The organism is Tropicimonas sp. IMCC34043 (genome assembly GCF_003390845.1).
Taxonomy (GTDB): domain Bacteria; phylum Pseudomonadota; class Alphaproteobacteria; order Rhodobacterales; family Rhodobacteraceae; genus Tropicimonas.
On sequence record NZ_QMEK01000001.1, the window covers coordinates 396,488 to 413,466 of the forward strand.

A 16,979-nucleotide genomic window follows, 5' to 3' on the forward strand; every position below is an offset into this window, starting at 1 on the left:
CGGGCCTTTGTGACGCCGCCGCCGTTCGGCGGCCGGTTGACATGGAACAAAACAGGATCACATTGAGCATGCAGCCAGACGAGTCCTCCCCCATGTCCGATCCCCGTGCCGAACCGACCTCACCGTTGCTGAACGCCCCGGCGCCCGCCGGGCAGCGCCGCGAAAAGCTGGAAGGCGGCAAGCGGTTCGTCCTGCATGCCGGGTTCGAACCCGCCGGCGACCAGCCGACCGCCATTGCCGAACTGTCGGGCGGGATCAGGGGCGGCGAGCGCGATCAGGTGTTGCTGGGCGCGACCGGCACCGGCAAGACCTTTACCATGGCCAAGGTGATCGAGGAGACGCAGCGCCCGGCGATCATCCTCGCCCCGAACAAGACCTTGGCGGCCCAGCTTTACGGCGAATTCAAGCACTTCTTTCCCGAGAATGCGGTCGAGTATTTCGTCAGCTACTACGACTATTATCAGCCCGAGGCCTATGTCGCGCGCTCGGACACCTACATCGAGAAGGAATCGCAGATCAACGAACAGATCGACCGGATGCGCCACTCGGCCACGCGGGCGCTTCTGGAACGCGACGATGTGATCATCGTCGCCTCGGTCTCGTGCATCTATGGCCTCGGCTCGCCCGAGCTTTACATGGCGATGACGCTCGATCTGCAGGCGGGCCAGGAATACGACCAGCGCCGGATCATGGCCGACCTGATCGCCCAGCAATACCGCCGCAACGATCAGGCGTTCCAGCGCGGCAGCTTTCGCGTGCGCGGCGATGTGCTGGAGCTGTGGCCCGCCCACCTTGAAGACCGCGCCTGGCGGCTGAGCTTTTTCGGCGAAGAGCTTGAATCTATTACCGAGTTCGACCCGCTGACAGGCGCCAAGACCGACAGTTTCGACAAGATCCGGGTCTATGCCAATTCCCACTATGTGACCCCGAAGCCGACAATGAAACAGGCCATTGCCGGCATCAAGGCCGAGCTGAAACAGCGCCTTGCGCAGCTTGTCGACGAGGGCAAGCTGCTGGAGGCGCAGCGGCTGGAACAGCGCACCAACTTCGATCTCGAAATGCTGGAGGCGACCGGCGTCTGCAACGGGATCGAGAACTATTCGCGCTATCTCACGGGCCGCGCGCCGGGCGAGCCGCCACCGACGCTGTTCGAATTCATCCCCGACACCGCCATCGTCTTTGCCGACGAAAGCCACGTCTCGGTGCCCCAGATCGGCGGGATGTATCGCGGCGACTTTCGGCGCAAGTTCACACTGGCCGAGCATGGCTTTCGCCTGCCGTCCTGCATGGACAACCGCCCGCTGAAGTTCGAGGAATGGGATGCGATGCGGCCGCAGTCGGTGTTCGTCTCGGCAACCCCCTCGGCGTGGGAGCTGGAGCAGGCGGGCGGCGTCTTTACCGAACAGGTGATCCGCCCCACCGGCCTGTTGGACCCCGAGGTCGAGATCCGCCCCGTCACCACCCAGGTCGACGATCTGCTGGACGAGGTCCGCAAGGTGACGGCGCGCGGCATGCGCACACTGGTCACGACGCTGACCAAGCGCATGGCCGAGGATCTGACCGAATACATGCACGAACAGGGCATCCGCATCCGCTACATGCACTCCGACATCGACACGATCGAACGGATCGAGATCCTGCGCGATCTCCGTCTCGGGGCCTTCGACGTGCTGGTCGGGATCAACCTGCTGCGCGAGGGGCTCGATATTCCCGAATGCGGGCTGGTTGCGATCCTCGATGCCGACAAGGAGGGATTCCTGCGCTCGGAAACCTCGCTGATCCAGACCATTGGCCGGGCGGCGCGAAATTCCGAGGGCCGGGTGATCATGTATGCCGACCGGATCACCGGGTCGATGGAACGCGCGCTGAACGAGACCGATCGCAGGCGCACCAAGCAGATCGCCTATAACGTGGAACACGGGATCACGCCCGAGACGATCCGCAAGAACGTCGATGACATCCTGCAAGGGCTCTATCAGGGCGACGTCGACATGGCCCGGGTGACTGCCAAGATCGATGCGCCGATGCATGGCGCCAACCTCGAAGCACATCTGAACGGGCTGCGCGACCAGATGCGCAAGGCGGCCGAGAACCTCGAATTCGAGGAAGCCGCCCGGATCCGCGACGAGGTGCGGCGGCTGGAGGCAGTCGATCTTGCCGTGTCCGACGATCCGCTGGCGCGCCAGTCGGCGGTCGAGGCCGCGGCCGAGGCGGCGGTGAAGGGCAAGGGGCGGTCGACCGCCGGCCGGCCCGGGCAGCGCGGCGGGAATTTCAGCCGGCGCAAGAAGCGGTAGCGCGGGGCCAACGGGCCGCTGCGGTGGCGGCAGCGCGGTCCCTCAGGGCGCAAGGCCCGCTTCCTGCATCAACCGTGCGGCCTCGTCGGCCAGCAGGCGTTCGCGGCCCTGTCCGGCAATCGGCACCGTGCCGATTTCGAGCAGCAGCGGCGCGGCCAGCGGTGTCACGCGGCTCAGCCTGGCGTGGTCGATGCGGGACCCGACGCGGTCGAGCATCTCCTCGATCCGGCCGAAATCCACCAGCCCGCGCAGCGCCTCTTCGCGGGTGATCTGCATCAGCAGGTGACCCGGGTCGTATTTCAGCAGTGTGTCGTAAAGGATGTCGGAGGAGAACGTCGCCTGCCGGCCGGATTTGCGTGCCCCGGCCACGTTGCGTTCGATCAGCCCCGCGATGGTGGCCGAGGCCCGGAAGGTCCGCTTCATTACCGCGTTGCCGGCAAGCCAGGTGTCGAGCCCGTCTGTCAGCCTGTCGCGGGCAAACAGCGCCGCGGCGTCCTGCAGCGGCTCCAACCCCCAGATCAGCGTGGCATAATCGGTCGAGACGAAGCCGAGCGGGGCTAGCCCCAGATCCTCCATCCGCCGGGTCAGCAAAAGCCCCAGCGTCTGCTGCGCGTTGCGCCCGGCAAAGCCATAGACGCAGGTATGGGCCATGCGGTCGTGGGGGAAGCTCTCGACCAGCAGCCGGTTGCGTTCGGGCAGGCGCGATACCTCGCGCTGCAGGTGCAGCCAGTCGCGCGTGTGCGCGGGCAGGGCGGGCCAGTCGTCTTGCCGGAACATGGTCAGGATGCGGTCCATCAGCCGGGTCGAGGCGGCGAACTTGGTGCCGGCGAAGACCGCCACCTTGGGCTTTTTCGCAACGTGGCGCGTGACCTCGACGGTCATCTCGCGCAGGCCCTCATAGCGCACGATCCGGCCGCCGATCAGAAAGCTGTCGCCGGGGGTGAGGCTCGCGGCAAATGCCTCCTCGACCTCGCCCAAGGGCGCGCCGCCGCGCCCCTTCAGGCGCACCTTCAGCGTGTCGGTATCCTGGATCGTGCCGATGTTCATGCGGATCCGCTGGGCCGAGCGCGGATCGCGCAACTGCCACAGACCGTCCGCCCGGCGCATCAACCGTTGCCAGCGGTCATAGGCGCGAAAGGCATAGCCGCCGGTGGCGCAGAATTCGAGACAGGCGTCGAAGTCGGCCCGCGTCAGCCCGGCATAGGCACCCGCCGTGGTCATTTCGGCAAACAGCGCGGCTGCGTCGAACGGCCCGGCGCAGGCGGCGATCAGGATGTGCTGGCAAAGTACGTCACGGGGGCCGGGTCCGCGCGGCTCGCCATCCAGATCGCCCTCGCAGGCGGCCTCGAGCGCGGCCTGGCATTCGACGATCTCGAAGCGGTTTGCGGGCACCAGCAGTGCCTTTGACGGCGCGTTATAGCGGTGGTTGGCGCGCCCGATCCGCTGCACCAGCCGCTTGACGTTCTTCGGTGCGCCGACCTGGATCACCAGATCGACATCGCCCCAGTCGATGCCGAGATCGAGTGAGCCGGTGCAGACGATACCGCGCAACTGTCCGGCCACCATCGCCGCCTCGACCCGCTCGCGCTGTTCGCGCGACAGCGATCCGTGGTGGATGCCGATCGGCAGGTCATCGGTGTTGGCGAGCCACAGGTGGTGAAAGAAGATCTCGGCCTGGGCGCGGGTGTTGTGAAAGATCAGCGTGGTACGGTGTTCCTTGACCTGCGCCAGCACCTCGGGGATCGCATGCCGGCCGCCACCGCCGGCCCAGGGCGGCGGGGCGGCGGTGGCGAGCATGGCGATGTCGGGGGCGGGGCCAGGGTCGGCCTGCAGGATCTCGACCGGGTCGGGGTGGCGCGCCATCAGCCGGCCGATGCTGGCCGGGTCATCGACCGTCGCGGACAACCCGACCCGGCGCAGCCCCGGCGCCAGCGTCTGCAGCCGGGCCAGCGCCAACATCAACTGGTCGCCGCGCTTCGATTCTGCAAGCGCGTGGATTTCATCGACGATGACCCGCGACAGACCCGCGAACATGCGTGGCGCATCCTCGTAGGAGGTCAGCAGCGCGAGCGATTCGGGCGTGGTCAGCAGGATGTGCGGCGGGTCGGCGCGCTGGCGTTTCTTGGCCGTGGCCGAGGTGTCGCCGGTGCGATCCTCGATCCGGATGGCAAGGCCCATCTCGGCCACCGGCCCGGTCAGGTTGCGGCGGATGTCGGCGGCCAGCGCCTTGAGCGGCGAGATATAGAGCGTGTGAAGGCCGGGTCGCGGGGCCTCGGCCAGCTCGGTCAGCGTCGGCAGGAAGCCTGCCAGCGTCTTGCCGCCGCCGGTGGGCGCAATCAGCAGCAGCGCGGGCGATCCGGCGCGGTCGAGCATGGCCTGCTGGTGGGGGTGTATCGCCCAGCCGCGCGCCCCGAACCAGTCGGCCAGGGCAGGAGGCAGCGGGCGGGGCGGGGGCGGTGACATGGCGCAAATCTAGGGCTTCGCTGGGGCCGTCGCCAGAGGCACTGGGTGTATCTGCCCTTATCTGCGGCGTCATTGCCGTGCCTTGGCGCGGTCAGGGTCCGGGTTTCTGCCGCGGCACGTCGATCTCGTCCGGATAGGCGTGGTCGAGGCTTCGCCGCCCGTCCGAAATCGAGGTCAGGATCGCGATGGCAAGCCCGAGGACCGCGGCGCTCGTGACGATCCAGTCGATTGCCGGTGAACCGCTCTCACGTCTGAAGACCGCTCTCGGCTTTCCGTTCACTCGCATCTTCGGCTCTCCGCCACACCCGTTCAGACCTGTCGCCCGGCGGTTCGGCGTGTGCGTCCGGTTGCGGCCGCGGGCAAGTATGAACAAAGCCTTTGGATTGCGGCAGGAATGCGGCCCGCGTGGCGCGAAACCCGGTCTCATTCCGGCAAGTTGGAATCATCGCATCCGGGGCGGTCGCGCGCCCGGTTCCGGGGCGCGGGCAGATGGCGGGGCCCCTTGCCGGGGCCCCGCGGCGATCAGACGATCGCGGCTTCGGTCGAGGCCAGCATTTCCTCGCGGCTGACACCGGGGGCCAGTTCGACAATCTGGAGTCCGTTTTCGGTCACATCGAGCACCCCGAGGTTCGAGATGATGCGGTCGACCACGGCCTTGCCGGTCAGCGGCAGGGTGCATTCCTTCAGCACCTTGCTTTCGCCCTTCTTGTTGGTGTGGTCCATCACCACCACAACGCGGCCGACGCCGGCGACCAGATCCATCGCCCCGCCCATGCCCTTGACGAGCTTGCCGGGGATCATCCAGTTCGCAAGGTCGCCCTGTTCCGACACCTCCATCGCGCCAAGGATCGCCATGGCGATCTTGCCGCCGCGGATCATGCCAAAGCTTTGCGCGCTGTCGAAATAGGCGGTCTGCGGCAGTTCGGTGATGGTCTGCTTGCCGGCATTGATCAGGTCGGCGTCCTCTTCGCCCTCATAGGGGAAGGGGCCCATGCCGAGCATGCCGTTTTCGGATTGCAACGTGACCTCGACGCCCTCGGGGATATAGTTCGCGACCAGCGTCGGAATGCCGATGCCAAGGTTCACGTACATGCCGTTCTGCAGCTCTTGCGCCGCCCGCGCGGCCATCTGATTGCGATCCCAGGGCATCATGCGGTCTCCTTCTTGCGGGTGGTGCGCTGTTCGATGCGCTTCTCGTGCTGGCCCTGGACCAGCCGATGGACATAGATCCCGGGCAGATGGATGCTGTCGGGGTCGAGCGAGCCTGTCGGCACGATCTCCTCCACCTCGACCACGCAGACACGGCCGCACATCGCCGCCGGCGGGTTGAAGTTGCGCGCGGTCTTGCGGAACACCAGGTTGCCGGTGGCGTCGGCCTTCCAGGCCTTGACGATCGAAAGATCGGCAAAAATGCCGCGCTCGAGGATATAGGTCTCGCCGTCGAAGTCCTTGTGCTCCTTGCCCTCGGCGACGACGGTGCCGACGCCGGTCTTGGTGTAGAAGCCCGGAATGCCGCAGCCGGCGGCGCGCATCCGTTCGGCCAGCGTGCCCTGCGGGTTGAACTCAAGCTCGAGCTCGCCTGCCAGAAACTGCCGCATGAATTCGGCATTCTCGCCGACATAGGACGACATCATCTTCTTGATCTGCTTGGTATCGAGCAGCTTGCCCAGCCCGAACCCGTCGACGCCGCAATTGTTCGAGGCGACGGTCAGATCCTTGACGCCGCTGTCGACGATCGCGTCGATCAGAAGTTCGGGGATCCCGCAGAGCCCGAACCCGCCCGCAGCAATCAGCATTCCGTCCTGCAACAGCCCATCCAGCGCTTCGGCCGCGGACCCGTAAACCTTGTTCATCCAGAACCTCCCGGTTTTCCTGTCGTTGACGGTTTCTGAAGGCTTGCGCAGCCTCTGTCAAATGCTGGCTGCACCGCAGCGCGACGGGGCGCGCCTGCCGGGGGATCACGCCGCAACGGCACGCGCCGGCCGCGCGCGAAGCGCGCTCCGGGGCACAACGTCCTTGATCGGCTCGGGGTCTGGCGGGGTCAGCTTGCGTCGGTCTCGGCGCTGCCTGAGGTTTTCTTCGCCGTGGCCTTCTTCGCCGTGGTCTTCTTCGCGGCGGCTGTCTTCGGCGACGACTTTTTCGCGGCCGTGGTCTTTGACGCGGCCTTTTTTGGCGCCGCCTTCTTGCGCCCGCCCTTCTTTGCCGCCTTCTCCGAAATAAGCTGCAGCGCCTCTTCCAGCGTCACGCTGTCCGGGGTCGTGCCCTCGGGCAGGGTGGCGTTGACCTTTTCCCATTTCACATAGGGGCCATAGCGGCCGTCCATGATGCTGATCGCGCCGCCATCGGGATGCTCGCCCATCTCCTTCAGTGCCTTGGCGGCCGTTCCCCGCCGCCCGCCGCGGGCGGCCTTCTCGGCCAGAAGCTCCACGGCGCGGTTCATGCCGACCTCGAAGACCTCGTTCACGTCGGGCAGGTTTGCATAGACCTTGCCATGCTTGACGAAGGGGCCGAAGCGGCCGATCCCGGCCTCGATCATCTCGCCGTCCTCGGGGTGGGGGCCGATCTCGCGGGGCAGGTTCAGCAGCATCAAGGCCTTGGCAAGGTCGATGTCATCGGGCGACCAGCCCTTGGGCAGGCTGGCGCGCGGCGGCTTGGGGTTTTCCTCGGTCGCGTCGCCGCGCTGCACATAGGGGCCATAACGGCCGTCGCGCAGCGTGATCTTGTCCTCGTTGTCGTGGCCGAGCAGCTTGCCATCCGGTCCGATCCCGGATTCCTCGGTGCCCGGAGGGCCAAAGGGACGGGTATAGCGGCATTCGGGATAGTTCGAGCAGCCGATGAAGGCGCCGCCCGAACGCGCGGTGCGCATCGACAACCGGCCCGAGCCGCAGACCGGGCAGGCGCGCGGGTCGCTGCCATCGGCGGTTGGCGGAAACAGGTGCGGCTCCAGCACCTCGTTGATCTTTTCCAGCACCTCGGTGATCCGCAGTTCCGAGGTTTCGGCGATGGCGGCCGAAAAGTCGCGCCAGAACCGTGCCAGCACATCCTTGTAGTCGGCCTCGCCTGCAGAGACGTCGTCAAGCTCGCCCTCAAGCTCGGCGGTGAAGTCATAGCCGACATACTTGCGGAAATAGTTCATCAGGAAGGCAATCACCAACCGCCCCTTGTCCTCGGGGAACAGCCGGTTCTTGTCCTTGCGGACATAGCCGCGGTCCTGGATCGTGGTGACGATCGAGGCATAGGTGGAGGGCCGGCCGATGCCGAGTTCCTCCATCTTCTTGACCAGCGTCGCCTCGGTATAGCGCGGCGCGGGCTGGGTGAAATGTTGCAGCGCAAGCGTGGCGCCGTGATGGCCGAGCACGGCCGAGGCCACCATCTGCATGTCGCCAGCCGGCGCGTCGGCCTCGATCACCGCGTCGGTATCGCCCGATGTGGCGGCCTTGCGGAATTCGGCCACCAGTGCGCCCTGCGCCAGCTTGGCCGGCTCGCCCTGCATGATCTGCGGCAGACGGGCGCTGTCCTCGTCGTCGCCGGACTGGCTGTCGTCGCGGCCTTCTTCGTAGACGGCAAGAAAACCGTCGAACAGGATCACCTGCCCGGTGGCGCGCAGCACCACCTGGCCATCGTCGCTGGCCACGTCGACCGTCGTGCGTTCAAGCCGCGCGGCCTCCATCTGGCTGGCGAGCGTGCGCTTCCAGATCAGGTCATACAGCTTGCGCTGGTCGGGTTCGGACAGGCGCAGGCTTTCGGCATCCCGCGTCATCTCGGTCGGGCGAATGCATTCGTGCGCTTCCTGCGCGTTCTTGGCCTTGTTCTTGTAGATCCGCGGCGACTGCGGGACATATTCGGCGCCATAGCGATCCTTGATCGCCTCGCGGGCCGCGGTCACGGCCTCGGGGGCCATATCGATCCCGTCGGTCCGCATATAGGTGATATGCCCGGCCTCATACAGCCGCTGCGCCGCCGACATGGTCTGGCGCGCACCCATGCCGAACTTGCGGCTCGCTTCCTGTTGCAGGGTCGAGGTCATGAAGGGCGCCGAGGGATTGCGCGAGGCAGGTTTCGCCTCGACCGCCCGGACGGTCAGCGACCGCGAGGTGACGGCCTGCACGGCAAGCTCGGCTGCGGTCCGGTTGGCAATGTCGAAGCGGTCGAGCTTCTTGCCGCCCAGAACCGACAGCCGCGCCTCGAAGCTCTGGCCACGCGGGGTTTCGAGCATCGCCTTGACCGACCAGTATTCCTGCGGCCGGAACGCCTCGATCTCCATCTCGCGCTCGACGATGAGCCGCAGGCAGACCGATTGCACCCGGCCCGCCGAACGCGACCCCGGCAGCTTGCGCCAGAGAACCGGAGACAGGTTGAAGCCCACCAGATAGTCGAGCGCCCGGCGTGCCAGATAGGCATCGACCAGCGGCTGGTCGACCTGACGCGGGTTTTTCATCGCCTCGGTGACGGCGGATTTGGTGATTGCGTTGAACACCACGCGGCTGACCCCGGTGTCCTTCCGGATCGCCCGCCGCTTGCGCAGGGTCTCTTCCAGATGCCAGGAAATCGCCTCTCCCTCGCGGTCGGGGTCGGTCGCGAGGATCAGTTCGTTGTCGTCCTGCAGGGCGTCGGCAATCGCCTTTATGTGTTTGCGCGAATCGTTCCCGACCTCCCAGGTCATGTCGAATCCGTGCTCGGTATCGACCGAACCATCCTTGGCCGGCAGGTCGCGGACATGGCCGTAGGAGGCAAGAACGGTATAGTTGTCGCCGAGATATTTGTTTATTGTCTTGGCCTTGGCAGGCGATTCGACGACGACGACGGGCATGGGAGGGTCTTCCGTTGAGGCTGTTGCCAATTGGCGGCGGAAGATGTGGTGCCTTGACGGGGTTGTCAATGCCGCGCCGCGGCGGGTCGGGGCGGCCGGTTTTTCGCGATTTCAGCCGGCGCGGGCCAGAAGACCGCCGGGCTGGCGCTGCAGTGCGCCGTCCATCTCCATTTCCAGCAGTTCGTCGGCGATCTGGCGTTCGGGCAGCGACAAATCGCGTGCCAGCTGGTCTTCGGCGATCGGCGCGGCGCCGAGCAGGGCGAGGATCCGCTCGCGCAGCGATCCGCCGGCGGCCGTCGGGGCGGGGGCCGCGACCGTGATCTTCGGATGCTGCGCGGTGGTGGCGGCGGCGCGGGGCGCAGGGGTGTCGGCGATGCGGCGCGGGGCCGGGGTGCCCAGGGCCTCCAGCACATCGTCGGGGCCGCGGACCAGTGTGGCGCCGTCGCGCAGCAGCATGTTGCAGCCCGCCGCGCGCGGGTCGAGCGGATGGCCCGGCACCGCCAGCACCTCGCGCCCCTGGTCGAGCGCGTCGCGAGCGGTAATCAGGCTGCCAGACCGCGCCGCGGCCTCGACCACGACGACGCCGCGCGACAGGCCCGAAATCAGCCGGTTGCGACGGGGAAAATGGCGGGCCTGAGGCTGAAGCCCCGGGGGCATTTCGGACAGGATCAGCCCGCCATGGGCAATGCGCGCCGTCAGCTCGGCATTTTCCTGCGGATAGACGACGTCGACGCCGCCCGCGACCACTGCAATGGTGCCGGTTGCGAGCGCACCCTCGTGGGCGGCGGCATCGATGCCACGGGCAAGCCCCGAGACGACGACAAACCCGGCCCCCCCGAGCCCTTCCGACAGCGCGCGCGCCATGCGACGGCCAAGGCTCGATGTGTTGCGCGAGCCGACCAGCGCCACGGCGGGCAGGCGGGCCAGATCGACTTGACCGCGGGCCCACAGAACCGGCGGCGGGTCGGGCAGATCGGCGAGGCCGGCCGGATACTCCGCGTCGCCGTAGAACAGCGGCCGTGCACCGGCCTTGCGGCCTGCCTTCAGTTCGCGCTCGACGACCTCGGTCGGGCAGGGCGCATAGCCGTCGATCCCGGCGGCGCGGGCCATCTGCGGCAGGGCGGCGATTGCAGCATCGGCGTCGCCGTCATGTTCGGTCATCAGACGAAAGAAGGTCGCCGCGCCAACACGGCGGGAGCGCAAGAGACGGAGCCAGGATAGCCTGAGTCCTTCCGAGGTTGGTGGTGCGAGGGGGGGTGGGGAAACAAACAAATCCATTCCTTGCCACTCCGTCTCTTGCTGAGATCATGGCTAAGGCGAATCGGTTAACCGCACGTAAACGGCGATTGCGAGCGCGGATTTTTCTACCTGAAAGGGCAGGCGGCGCGGCGTTCTGCCGTCGCATTCGGCCGAATGCCGTCGCCTGCCCGGGATTTCAGCACGAATTCCTCGGGCCAGGCGCGGTGGCATGGCCCGATCATTGGCGGGCAGAAGTCAGGCGGCAGAGCCGCCCACGGTCAGCCCGTTGATCCGCAGCGTCGGCTGGCCCACGCCCACCGGCACCCATTGCCCGGACTTGCCGCAGTTGCCGATGCCGGGGTCGAGCGCCATGTCGTTGCCGATGGCGGTGATGCGTTTCAGCGCGGTCGGCCCGTCGCCGATCAACGTCGCGCCCCGAACCGGCGCGCCGATCCGGCCATTGCGGACCCGGTAGGCCTCGGTGCAGGAAAACACGAACTTGCCGTTGGTGATGTCGACCTGGCCGCCGCCGAAGCCGACGGCATAAAGCCCGTCCTCAAGGCCCGACAGGATCTCGGCCGGGTCGGTCTGACCGCCCAGCATATAGGTGTTGGTCATCCGCGGCATCGGCGCGTGGGCATGGCTTTCGCGGCGTCCGTTGCCGGTGGGGGCGACCCCCATCAGCCGGGCATTCTGGCGGTCCTGCATCAGCCCGACAAGGATCCCGTCCTCGATCAGCACGTTGCGGCCCGAGGGCGTGCCCTCGTCATCGACGCTGATCGAACCGCGGCGGTTCGGGATCGTGCCATCGTCCAGAACGGTGACCCCGGGGGCCGCGATCCGCTGCCCCATCAGCCCGGCAAAAGCCGAAGTGCCGCGGCGGTTCGCATCGCCCTCAAGACCGTGGCCGATGGCCTCGTGCAGCAGGATCCCGGGCCAGCCGGGGCCAAGCACCACATCCATGGCACCGGCGGGGGCAGGCTCGGCCTCGAGATTGACGAGCGCGATGCGCAAAGCCTCGCGCGCCATCGCCTCCCAACCGGTGTGGTCGATCAGGCCATCGAGCCCTGTCCGCCCGCCGCCGCCGGTTCCGCCCTGTTCGCGCCGCCCGTCCTGTTCGACGATGACGCTGACATTCAGCCGGCTCATGGGGCGGCGATCCTCGACCAGCGTTCCGTCGGGGCGCAGGATCGTGACCTCCTGCAGCGAGGCGGCGAGCGTCGCCGAGACCTGCACCACGCGGGGGTCGAGGGCGCGGGCGAAGGCGTCGATCTCGCGCAGGGTCTCGATCTTTACCGGGAACGCGGCATCGCCAATGGGGTTCGAATCACCATAGAGCCTGCGATTCGTCGCCAGTGGCCCGACGTCGAGCGCCCCGCCGCCATCGCCCACCGCGAGCCGCGCGGTTTCGGCGGCACGGCGCAGCGCGCCTTCGCTGATCTCGGTCGAATGGCCGTATCCCGCGGTCTCGCCGCGCACAGCGCGCAGGCCAAAGCCTTCTGAGGCGTCATAGCTTGCGGTGCGCAGGCGCGAATCGTCATAGACCAGCGCTTCGGAACGTCGCCGTTCGAGGAATATCTCGCCGTCGTCGGCGCCCTGCGTGGCGCCGCGCAGGACGGAAAGGGCCGTGTCCCGATCCAGATGGGTGTCGAACGGGCGGAAGGACGAGCTTTCGGCAGAGGTCACTGGGGACGCCTCCTTTCGGGGGATCGGGTCGATGGGAGTCTGGCGTGGCTTGCAGATGCAAATCACCGGCTTGTTTCGCAAAACGTAATATGGTCTCTAGATTTCAGGAGACAACGGGCATCTTCCCGATGGCATCGGCCGTCGGGGTGGTCGCCCGCAGCGGCCTTGGCTGCCATAGCGAACGGGACAAGACATGCGACTTTCAACGCTCAGGAGCGGCTTTTGGGCTGCGCTGGCCGGAATTTCATTTGCCGGCACTGCTCTGGCCCAGGACGGGCTGGGCGATCTCGAGGTGCGCGGCGCGCCTGTGCCGGGGGGGACAGGATTCCAGCCGGCGTCGACCGACATCGCGCGCGAGCTGCAGTGGCTCGACGGGATGCTGTTGTACATCATCACCGCCATTGCGCTGTTCGTGCTGGGTCTTCTGATCGTGGTGATCGTGCGCTACAATCGGCGCAGCAACCCGGAACCTGCTGGATTCACCCACAATTCGCCGCTGGAAATCGCCTGGACGATCGTGCCGATCCTGATTCTCGTGTTCATCGGCTCGTTCTCGCTGCCGGTCCTTTTCAACGAACAGACCATCCCCGAGGGCGACGTCGTCATCAAGGCGACCGGCAACCAGTGGTACTGGAGCTATGAATATCCCGACGAGGGCATCGCTTTCGACAGCTTCATGATCGGCGCCGACGCCGGCAACAAGATGACGCCCGAGGTCGAAGCGCAGCTGGAAGCGGCGGGCTACAAGAAAGAACATTTCCTGCTGGCGACGGACAATGCCGTGGTGGTGCCGATCAACAAGATCGTTGTGGTGCAGGTCACCGGCGCCGACGTGATCCATTCCTGGACCGTGCCTGCGTTCGGCGTGAAGCAGGACGGGGTCCCCGGCCGGCTGGCCGAATTGTGGTTCCGGGCCGAGAAGGAAGGCGTCTACTTCGGCCAGTGCTCGGAACTCTGCGGGATCGCGCACGCCTATATGCCGATCACGGTCAAGGTGGTGAGCCAGGAGGCCTATGACGCCTGGCTCGGCCGCGCCAAGGAACAATTCGCCGGCACGCCGCGCCCGTTCACGGTCGCATCGGCCGAATGATACGGTCTGAAACGCGAGGTCCGCGCGATGTCTGACAGCAGCCTGCACAGCCCGTCCCTCGGCCTTGCCGCCGAGCCGGAACTGAAGGACTATTTCGCCCTGCTGAAGCCGCGGGTGATGTCGCTTGTGGTGTTCACGGCGCTGGTAGGTCTGCTGGTGGCGCCCGTGCACGTGCATCCCTTCCTCGTCTTCACCTCGGTGCTGTTCATCGCCATCGGCGGCGGCGCCGCAGGAGCGCTGAACATGTGGTGGGATGCCGATATCGACGCCGTCATGCGCCGCACCCGGAACCGGCCGGTCCCGTCGGGCAAGGTCAGCCCCGGCGAGGCGCTGGGACTCGGCCTCGCACTTTCGGGGCTTTCGGTGATGATGCTGGCGCTGTCCGCAAACCTGCTGGCGGCCGGGCTGCTGGCGTTCACCATCTTCTTCTATGTCGTCATCTACACGATGTGGCTGAAACGCTGGACGCCGCAGAACATCGTTATCGGCGGCGCCGCCGGGGCGTTTCCGCCGATGATCGGCTGGGCGGTGGCGACGGGCGGCATATCGGTCGAATCGCTGCTGATGTTCACCTTGATCTTCATCTGGACGCCGCCGCATTTCTGGTCGCTCGCGCTGTTCATGAAAAGCGATTACGACGACGCCGGCGTGCCGATGCTGACGGTCACCCACGGCCATGACGCCACCCGCCGCCACATCCTGGCCTATTCGGTCGCGCTGGCGGCATGTTCGCTCGCACTGGCGCTGACTTCGATCGGCGGGCCGGTCTTTGTTGTCACCGCGCTGGTGATGAACGCCCGCTTTCTGCTGGGCGCGGTCCGGATCTGGCGGCGCGACACGGCGCAGGCCCAGGCCGATGCCTATGGCGTCGAAAAACGCTTCTTCAAGCTGTCGCTGTGGTACATGTTCCTCCTGTTTGGCGCGCTGCTGGCCGATGCCATGCTGCGCGGGCTTTGGGGAGGGTTCGCATGATCCGTGCCACCCATGAACTGCACCATCGCCGCCGCGGACGGAACGCCGGCATCGGGCTGCTGCTGTTTGGATTCGTGGCGATCGTCTTCGGCATGACCATCGTCAAGGTCGGCAAGGGCCAGGACGTGCTGGGGACCGGCATGGTTTCGGCCCCCGCACCGGCGACGGGGACGGGCGGATGATCTTTCGCCGTCTCACCGGACCCAACCGTACGCTTGCCCAGACCGTCACCGTGGTTCTGGTCATGGGCGCGCTCGCCTGGGCGGCCGTGCCGGCCTACAATATGTTCTGCAAGGTCACCGGCTATGGCGGCACCACCAGGACCGCCGATGCCGGCTCGGACGTGATCCTCGATCGGACCATCAAGGTCCGCTTTGACGGCAGCCTCGAACGCGGTATGCCGTGGCAATTCCATCCCGTTCAGCGCGAGATGGAACTGCGGATCGGCGAGACCGGCCTTGCCTTCTACGAGGCGCATAATCCGACCGACCGTGCCGTCGCCGGGCAGGCGAGCTATAACGTCTCGCCTTTCGAGGCCGGCAGCTTTTTCACCAAGATCGACTGTTTCTGCTTTACCGAACAGGTCCTGCAGCCGGGCGAGACCGTGCAGATGCCGGTCAGCTTCTACGTCGACCCCGAGATTGTCGCCGATCGCGATGCGAAATCGGTGACCCACATCACGCTTTCCTACACTTTCCACGAGATCGCCCTGCCGGAAGAGCAGGCGGCGCTGCATATTGCAGACTAGTCCAGGCGCGAGGGACCAGAACATGGCACACGAAAAGAACCACGATTATCACATCCTGCATCCCTCGATCTGGCCCTTCATGGGGGCTGTCGGGGCCGTGATCATGCTCTCGGGGGCGGTCGCATGGATGCACGACGGCCCGCCCTTCATCTTTATCGCCGGGCTGCTGGTGGTGCTCTACACCATGTATTCCTGGTGGTCCGAGACCGTCACCGAGAACCAGATCGGCGATCACACCCCGGTGGTGATGATCGGCCTGCGCTATGGCTTCATCCTCTTCATCATGTCCGAGGTGATGTTCTTCGTCGCCTGGTTCTGGGCCTTCTTCAAGAGTGCGCTCTATCCGATGGGGCCCGACTATCCGGCTGTCGACGGCGTCTGGCCGCCTGCGGGCATCGTCACCTTCGACCCCTGGCACCTGCCGCTGATCAACACCATGATCCTGCTTTGCTCGGGGGCTGCGGCGACCTGGGCGCACCACGCGCTGGTGCACGAGAACAACCGCAAGGACATGGCGACCGGACTGTTGCTGGCCTGCGCGCTCGGCCTGCTGTTCACCTTCTTCCAGGCCTATGAATACAGCCACGCCGCCTTCGGCTTCGCCGGAAACATCTATGGCGCGACCTTCTTCATGGCGACCGGGTTCCACGGTGCCCATGTCATCATCGGCACGATCTTCCTGTTCATCTGCTACATGCGGCTCCGGGCCGGTCACTTCACGCCGGATAATCACGTCGGGTTCGAGATGGCGGCCTGGTACTGGCACTTCGTCGATGTGGTCTGGCTGTTCCTGTTCTTTGCAATTTACATCTGGGGCGGCGCCTGACGGCATCGTCCCGGTGCCCGGAAATGGGGCGTCGGACCAAAGTACAGGATGGGGCGCGGGCCGACCGCGCCCCATTGCATTGCGCGACGTGCCGCCCGAAAACGGCCACATCGCAGGAGGCTCCGACATGCGCCGATACATCTTTCCGCTTCTCGTCGGCCTCTTCGGTGCCGCGGCCCTGATCGCTCTCGGGGTCTGGCAGCTGCAGCGGCTCGACTGGAAACGCGGCATCCTCGCCGAGATCGAGGGCCGCATCGTGGCCGATCCGGTGGCGCTGCCAAGCCATCCCGATCCGGCCGCCGACCGCTATCTGCCGGTCGAGGTGACAGGCGAGACCGGCCCGCGCGAACTCGACGTGCTGGTCTCGACCCATGACGTCGGTGCGGCTTTCCGGATCGTCACCGCCTTCACGCTCGACGACGGCCGCCGCATCCTGCTCGACGAAGGCATCGTGCCCGCCGAGGCCAAGGATGCCCCGCGCCCGCCGGCGCATCTGACGGTCATCGGCAACCTCCACTGGCCCGACGAGCATGACAGCTTCACCCCCGACAACGACACCGCGGCAAACTACTGGTATGCCCGCGACGTCGACACCATGGCGGCAGAACTTGGCACCGAACCCGTGCTCGTCGTGGCCCGCCAGATCATCGGCCCGGACGTCGGCGTCACACCGCTACCAGTCGATACCGCGGGCATCCCCAACAACCACCTCGGCTATGCGATCCAGTGGTTCGGGATGGCCGCGGTCTGGCTGGGGATGACAGCGCTGCTGCTTCGTCGTATGGCTCGCCCGAACCCCTAACCCGAAGCCCCAGGGCTTCTTCTTGGTCAAAATACCTCCGCCGGAGGCT

At 66.3% G+C, this 16,979-nt stretch carries 14 protein-coding genes; 7 read left to right on the top strand and 7 right to left on the bottom strand.

The genetic code is table 11. The features are described 5' to 3' along the window. Positions 1-92 precede the first annotated feature (92 nt). A complete protein-coding gene (gene uvrB, locus DQG17_RS01815; RefSeq protein ID WP_116131040.1) occupies positions 93-2,294 on the top strand; it encodes an excinuclease ABC subunit UvrB in 2,202 nt (733 codons plus the stop codon). Positions 2,295-2,336: 42 nt separating this feature from the next. Here the strand turns inward: uvrB and DQG17_RS01820 are convergent, their stop codons facing one another. The 7 genes from DQG17_RS01820 to tldD all read right to left on the bottom strand — a co-directional run bounded on the left by DQG17_RS01820 (position 2,337) and on the right by tldD (position 12,492). Continuing rightward, positions 2,337-4,757: a ligase-associated DNA damage response DEXH box helicase gene (locus DQG17_RS01820; protein WP_116131041.1), complete on the bottom strand. Its 2,421-nt coding sequence runs from the start codon at positions 4,755-4,757 to the stop codon at positions 2,337-2,339. Between the two features lie 91 nt (positions 4,758-4,848). Continuing rightward, positions 4,849-5,043, bottom strand: coding sequence for a hypothetical protein (locus DQG17_RS01825; protein WP_116131042.1), 195 nt, complete (start codon positions 5,041-5,043; stop codon positions 4,849-4,851). Between the two features lie 236 nt (positions 5,044-5,279). Next, the gene (locus DQG17_RS01830; protein ID WP_116132532.1) at positions 5,280-5,906 is read right to left on the bottom strand and encodes a CoA transferase subunit B; all 627 of its coding nucleotides are present in this window, start codon (positions 5,904-5,906) and stop codon (positions 5,280-5,282) included. Beyond that, complete coding sequence (locus DQG17_RS01835) at positions 5,906-6,610, bottom strand: CoA transferase subunit A (protein ID WP_116131043.1); 705 nt, start codon at positions 6,608-6,610, stop codon at positions 5,906-5,908. Before DQG17_RS01835 ends, DQG17_RS01830 begins: the two co-directional genes overlap by 1 nt. Before the next feature lie 188 nt (positions 6,611-6,798). After that, the gene (gene topA / locus DQG17_RS01840) at positions 6,799-9,567 is read right to left on the bottom strand and encodes a type I DNA topoisomerase (protein ID WP_116131044.1); all 2,769 of its coding nucleotides are present in this window, start codon (positions 9,565-9,567) and stop codon (positions 6,799-6,801) included. A gap of 111 nt (positions 9,568-9,678) precedes the next feature. Then, complete coding sequence (dprA, locus tag DQG17_RS01845) at positions 9,679-10,845, bottom strand: DNA-processing protein DprA (RefSeq protein WP_116131045.1); 1,167 nt, start codon at positions 10,843-10,845, stop codon at positions 9,679-9,681. A gap of 216 nt (positions 10,846-11,061) precedes the next feature. Further along, on the bottom strand, positions 11,062-12,492 hold the full coding sequence (tldD, locus tag DQG17_RS01850; protein WP_116131046.1) for a metalloprotease TldD: 1,431 nt from the start codon (positions 12,490-12,492) through the stop codon (positions 11,062-11,064). Between the two features lie 193 nt (positions 12,493-12,685). On the opposite strand from tldD, the gene coxB reads away from it, so the two are divergent. The 6 genes from coxB to DQG17_RS01880 all read left to right on the top strand — a co-directional run bounded on the left by coxB (position 12,686) and on the right by DQG17_RS01880 (position 16,930). Further along, positions 12,686-13,582: a cytochrome c oxidase subunit II gene (gene coxB / locus DQG17_RS01855; protein WP_116131047.1), complete on the top strand. Its 897-nt coding sequence runs from the start codon at positions 12,686-12,688 to the stop codon at positions 13,580-13,582. 27 nt (positions 13,583-13,609) lie between these two features. Next, positions 13,610-14,554, top strand: a complete 945-nt coding sequence (gene cyoE / locus DQG17_RS01860) for a heme o synthase (RefSeq protein WP_116131048.1) — start codon at positions 13,610-13,612, stop codon at positions 14,552-14,554. After that, positions 14,551-14,736, top strand: coding sequence for a hypothetical protein (locus DQG17_RS01865; protein WP_116131049.1), 186 nt, complete (start codon positions 14,551-14,553; stop codon positions 14,734-14,736). Before cyoE ends, DQG17_RS01865 begins: the two co-directional genes overlap by 4 nt. Further along, positions 14,733-15,302 carry a cytochrome c oxidase assembly protein gene (locus tag DQG17_RS01870; RefSeq protein ID WP_116131050.1) on the top strand — a complete coding sequence of 190 codons (570 nt, stop codon included), beginning with the start codon at positions 14,733-14,735 and terminating at the stop codon, positions 15,300-15,302. Before DQG17_RS01865 ends, DQG17_RS01870 begins: the two co-directional genes overlap by 4 nt. A 22-nt stretch (positions 15,303-15,324) precedes the next feature. Further along, positions 15,325-16,128, top strand: a complete 804-nt coding sequence (locus DQG17_RS01875; protein WP_116131051.1) for a cytochrome c oxidase subunit 3 — start codon at positions 15,325-15,327, stop codon at positions 16,126-16,128. Positions 16,129-16,255: 127 nt separating this feature from the next. Next, entirely contained in the window at positions 16,256-16,930 is a 675-nt protein-coding gene (locus DQG17_RS01880) for an SURF1 family protein (protein ID WP_116132533.1), read from the top strand. Positions 16,931-16,979 lie beyond the last annotated feature (49 nt).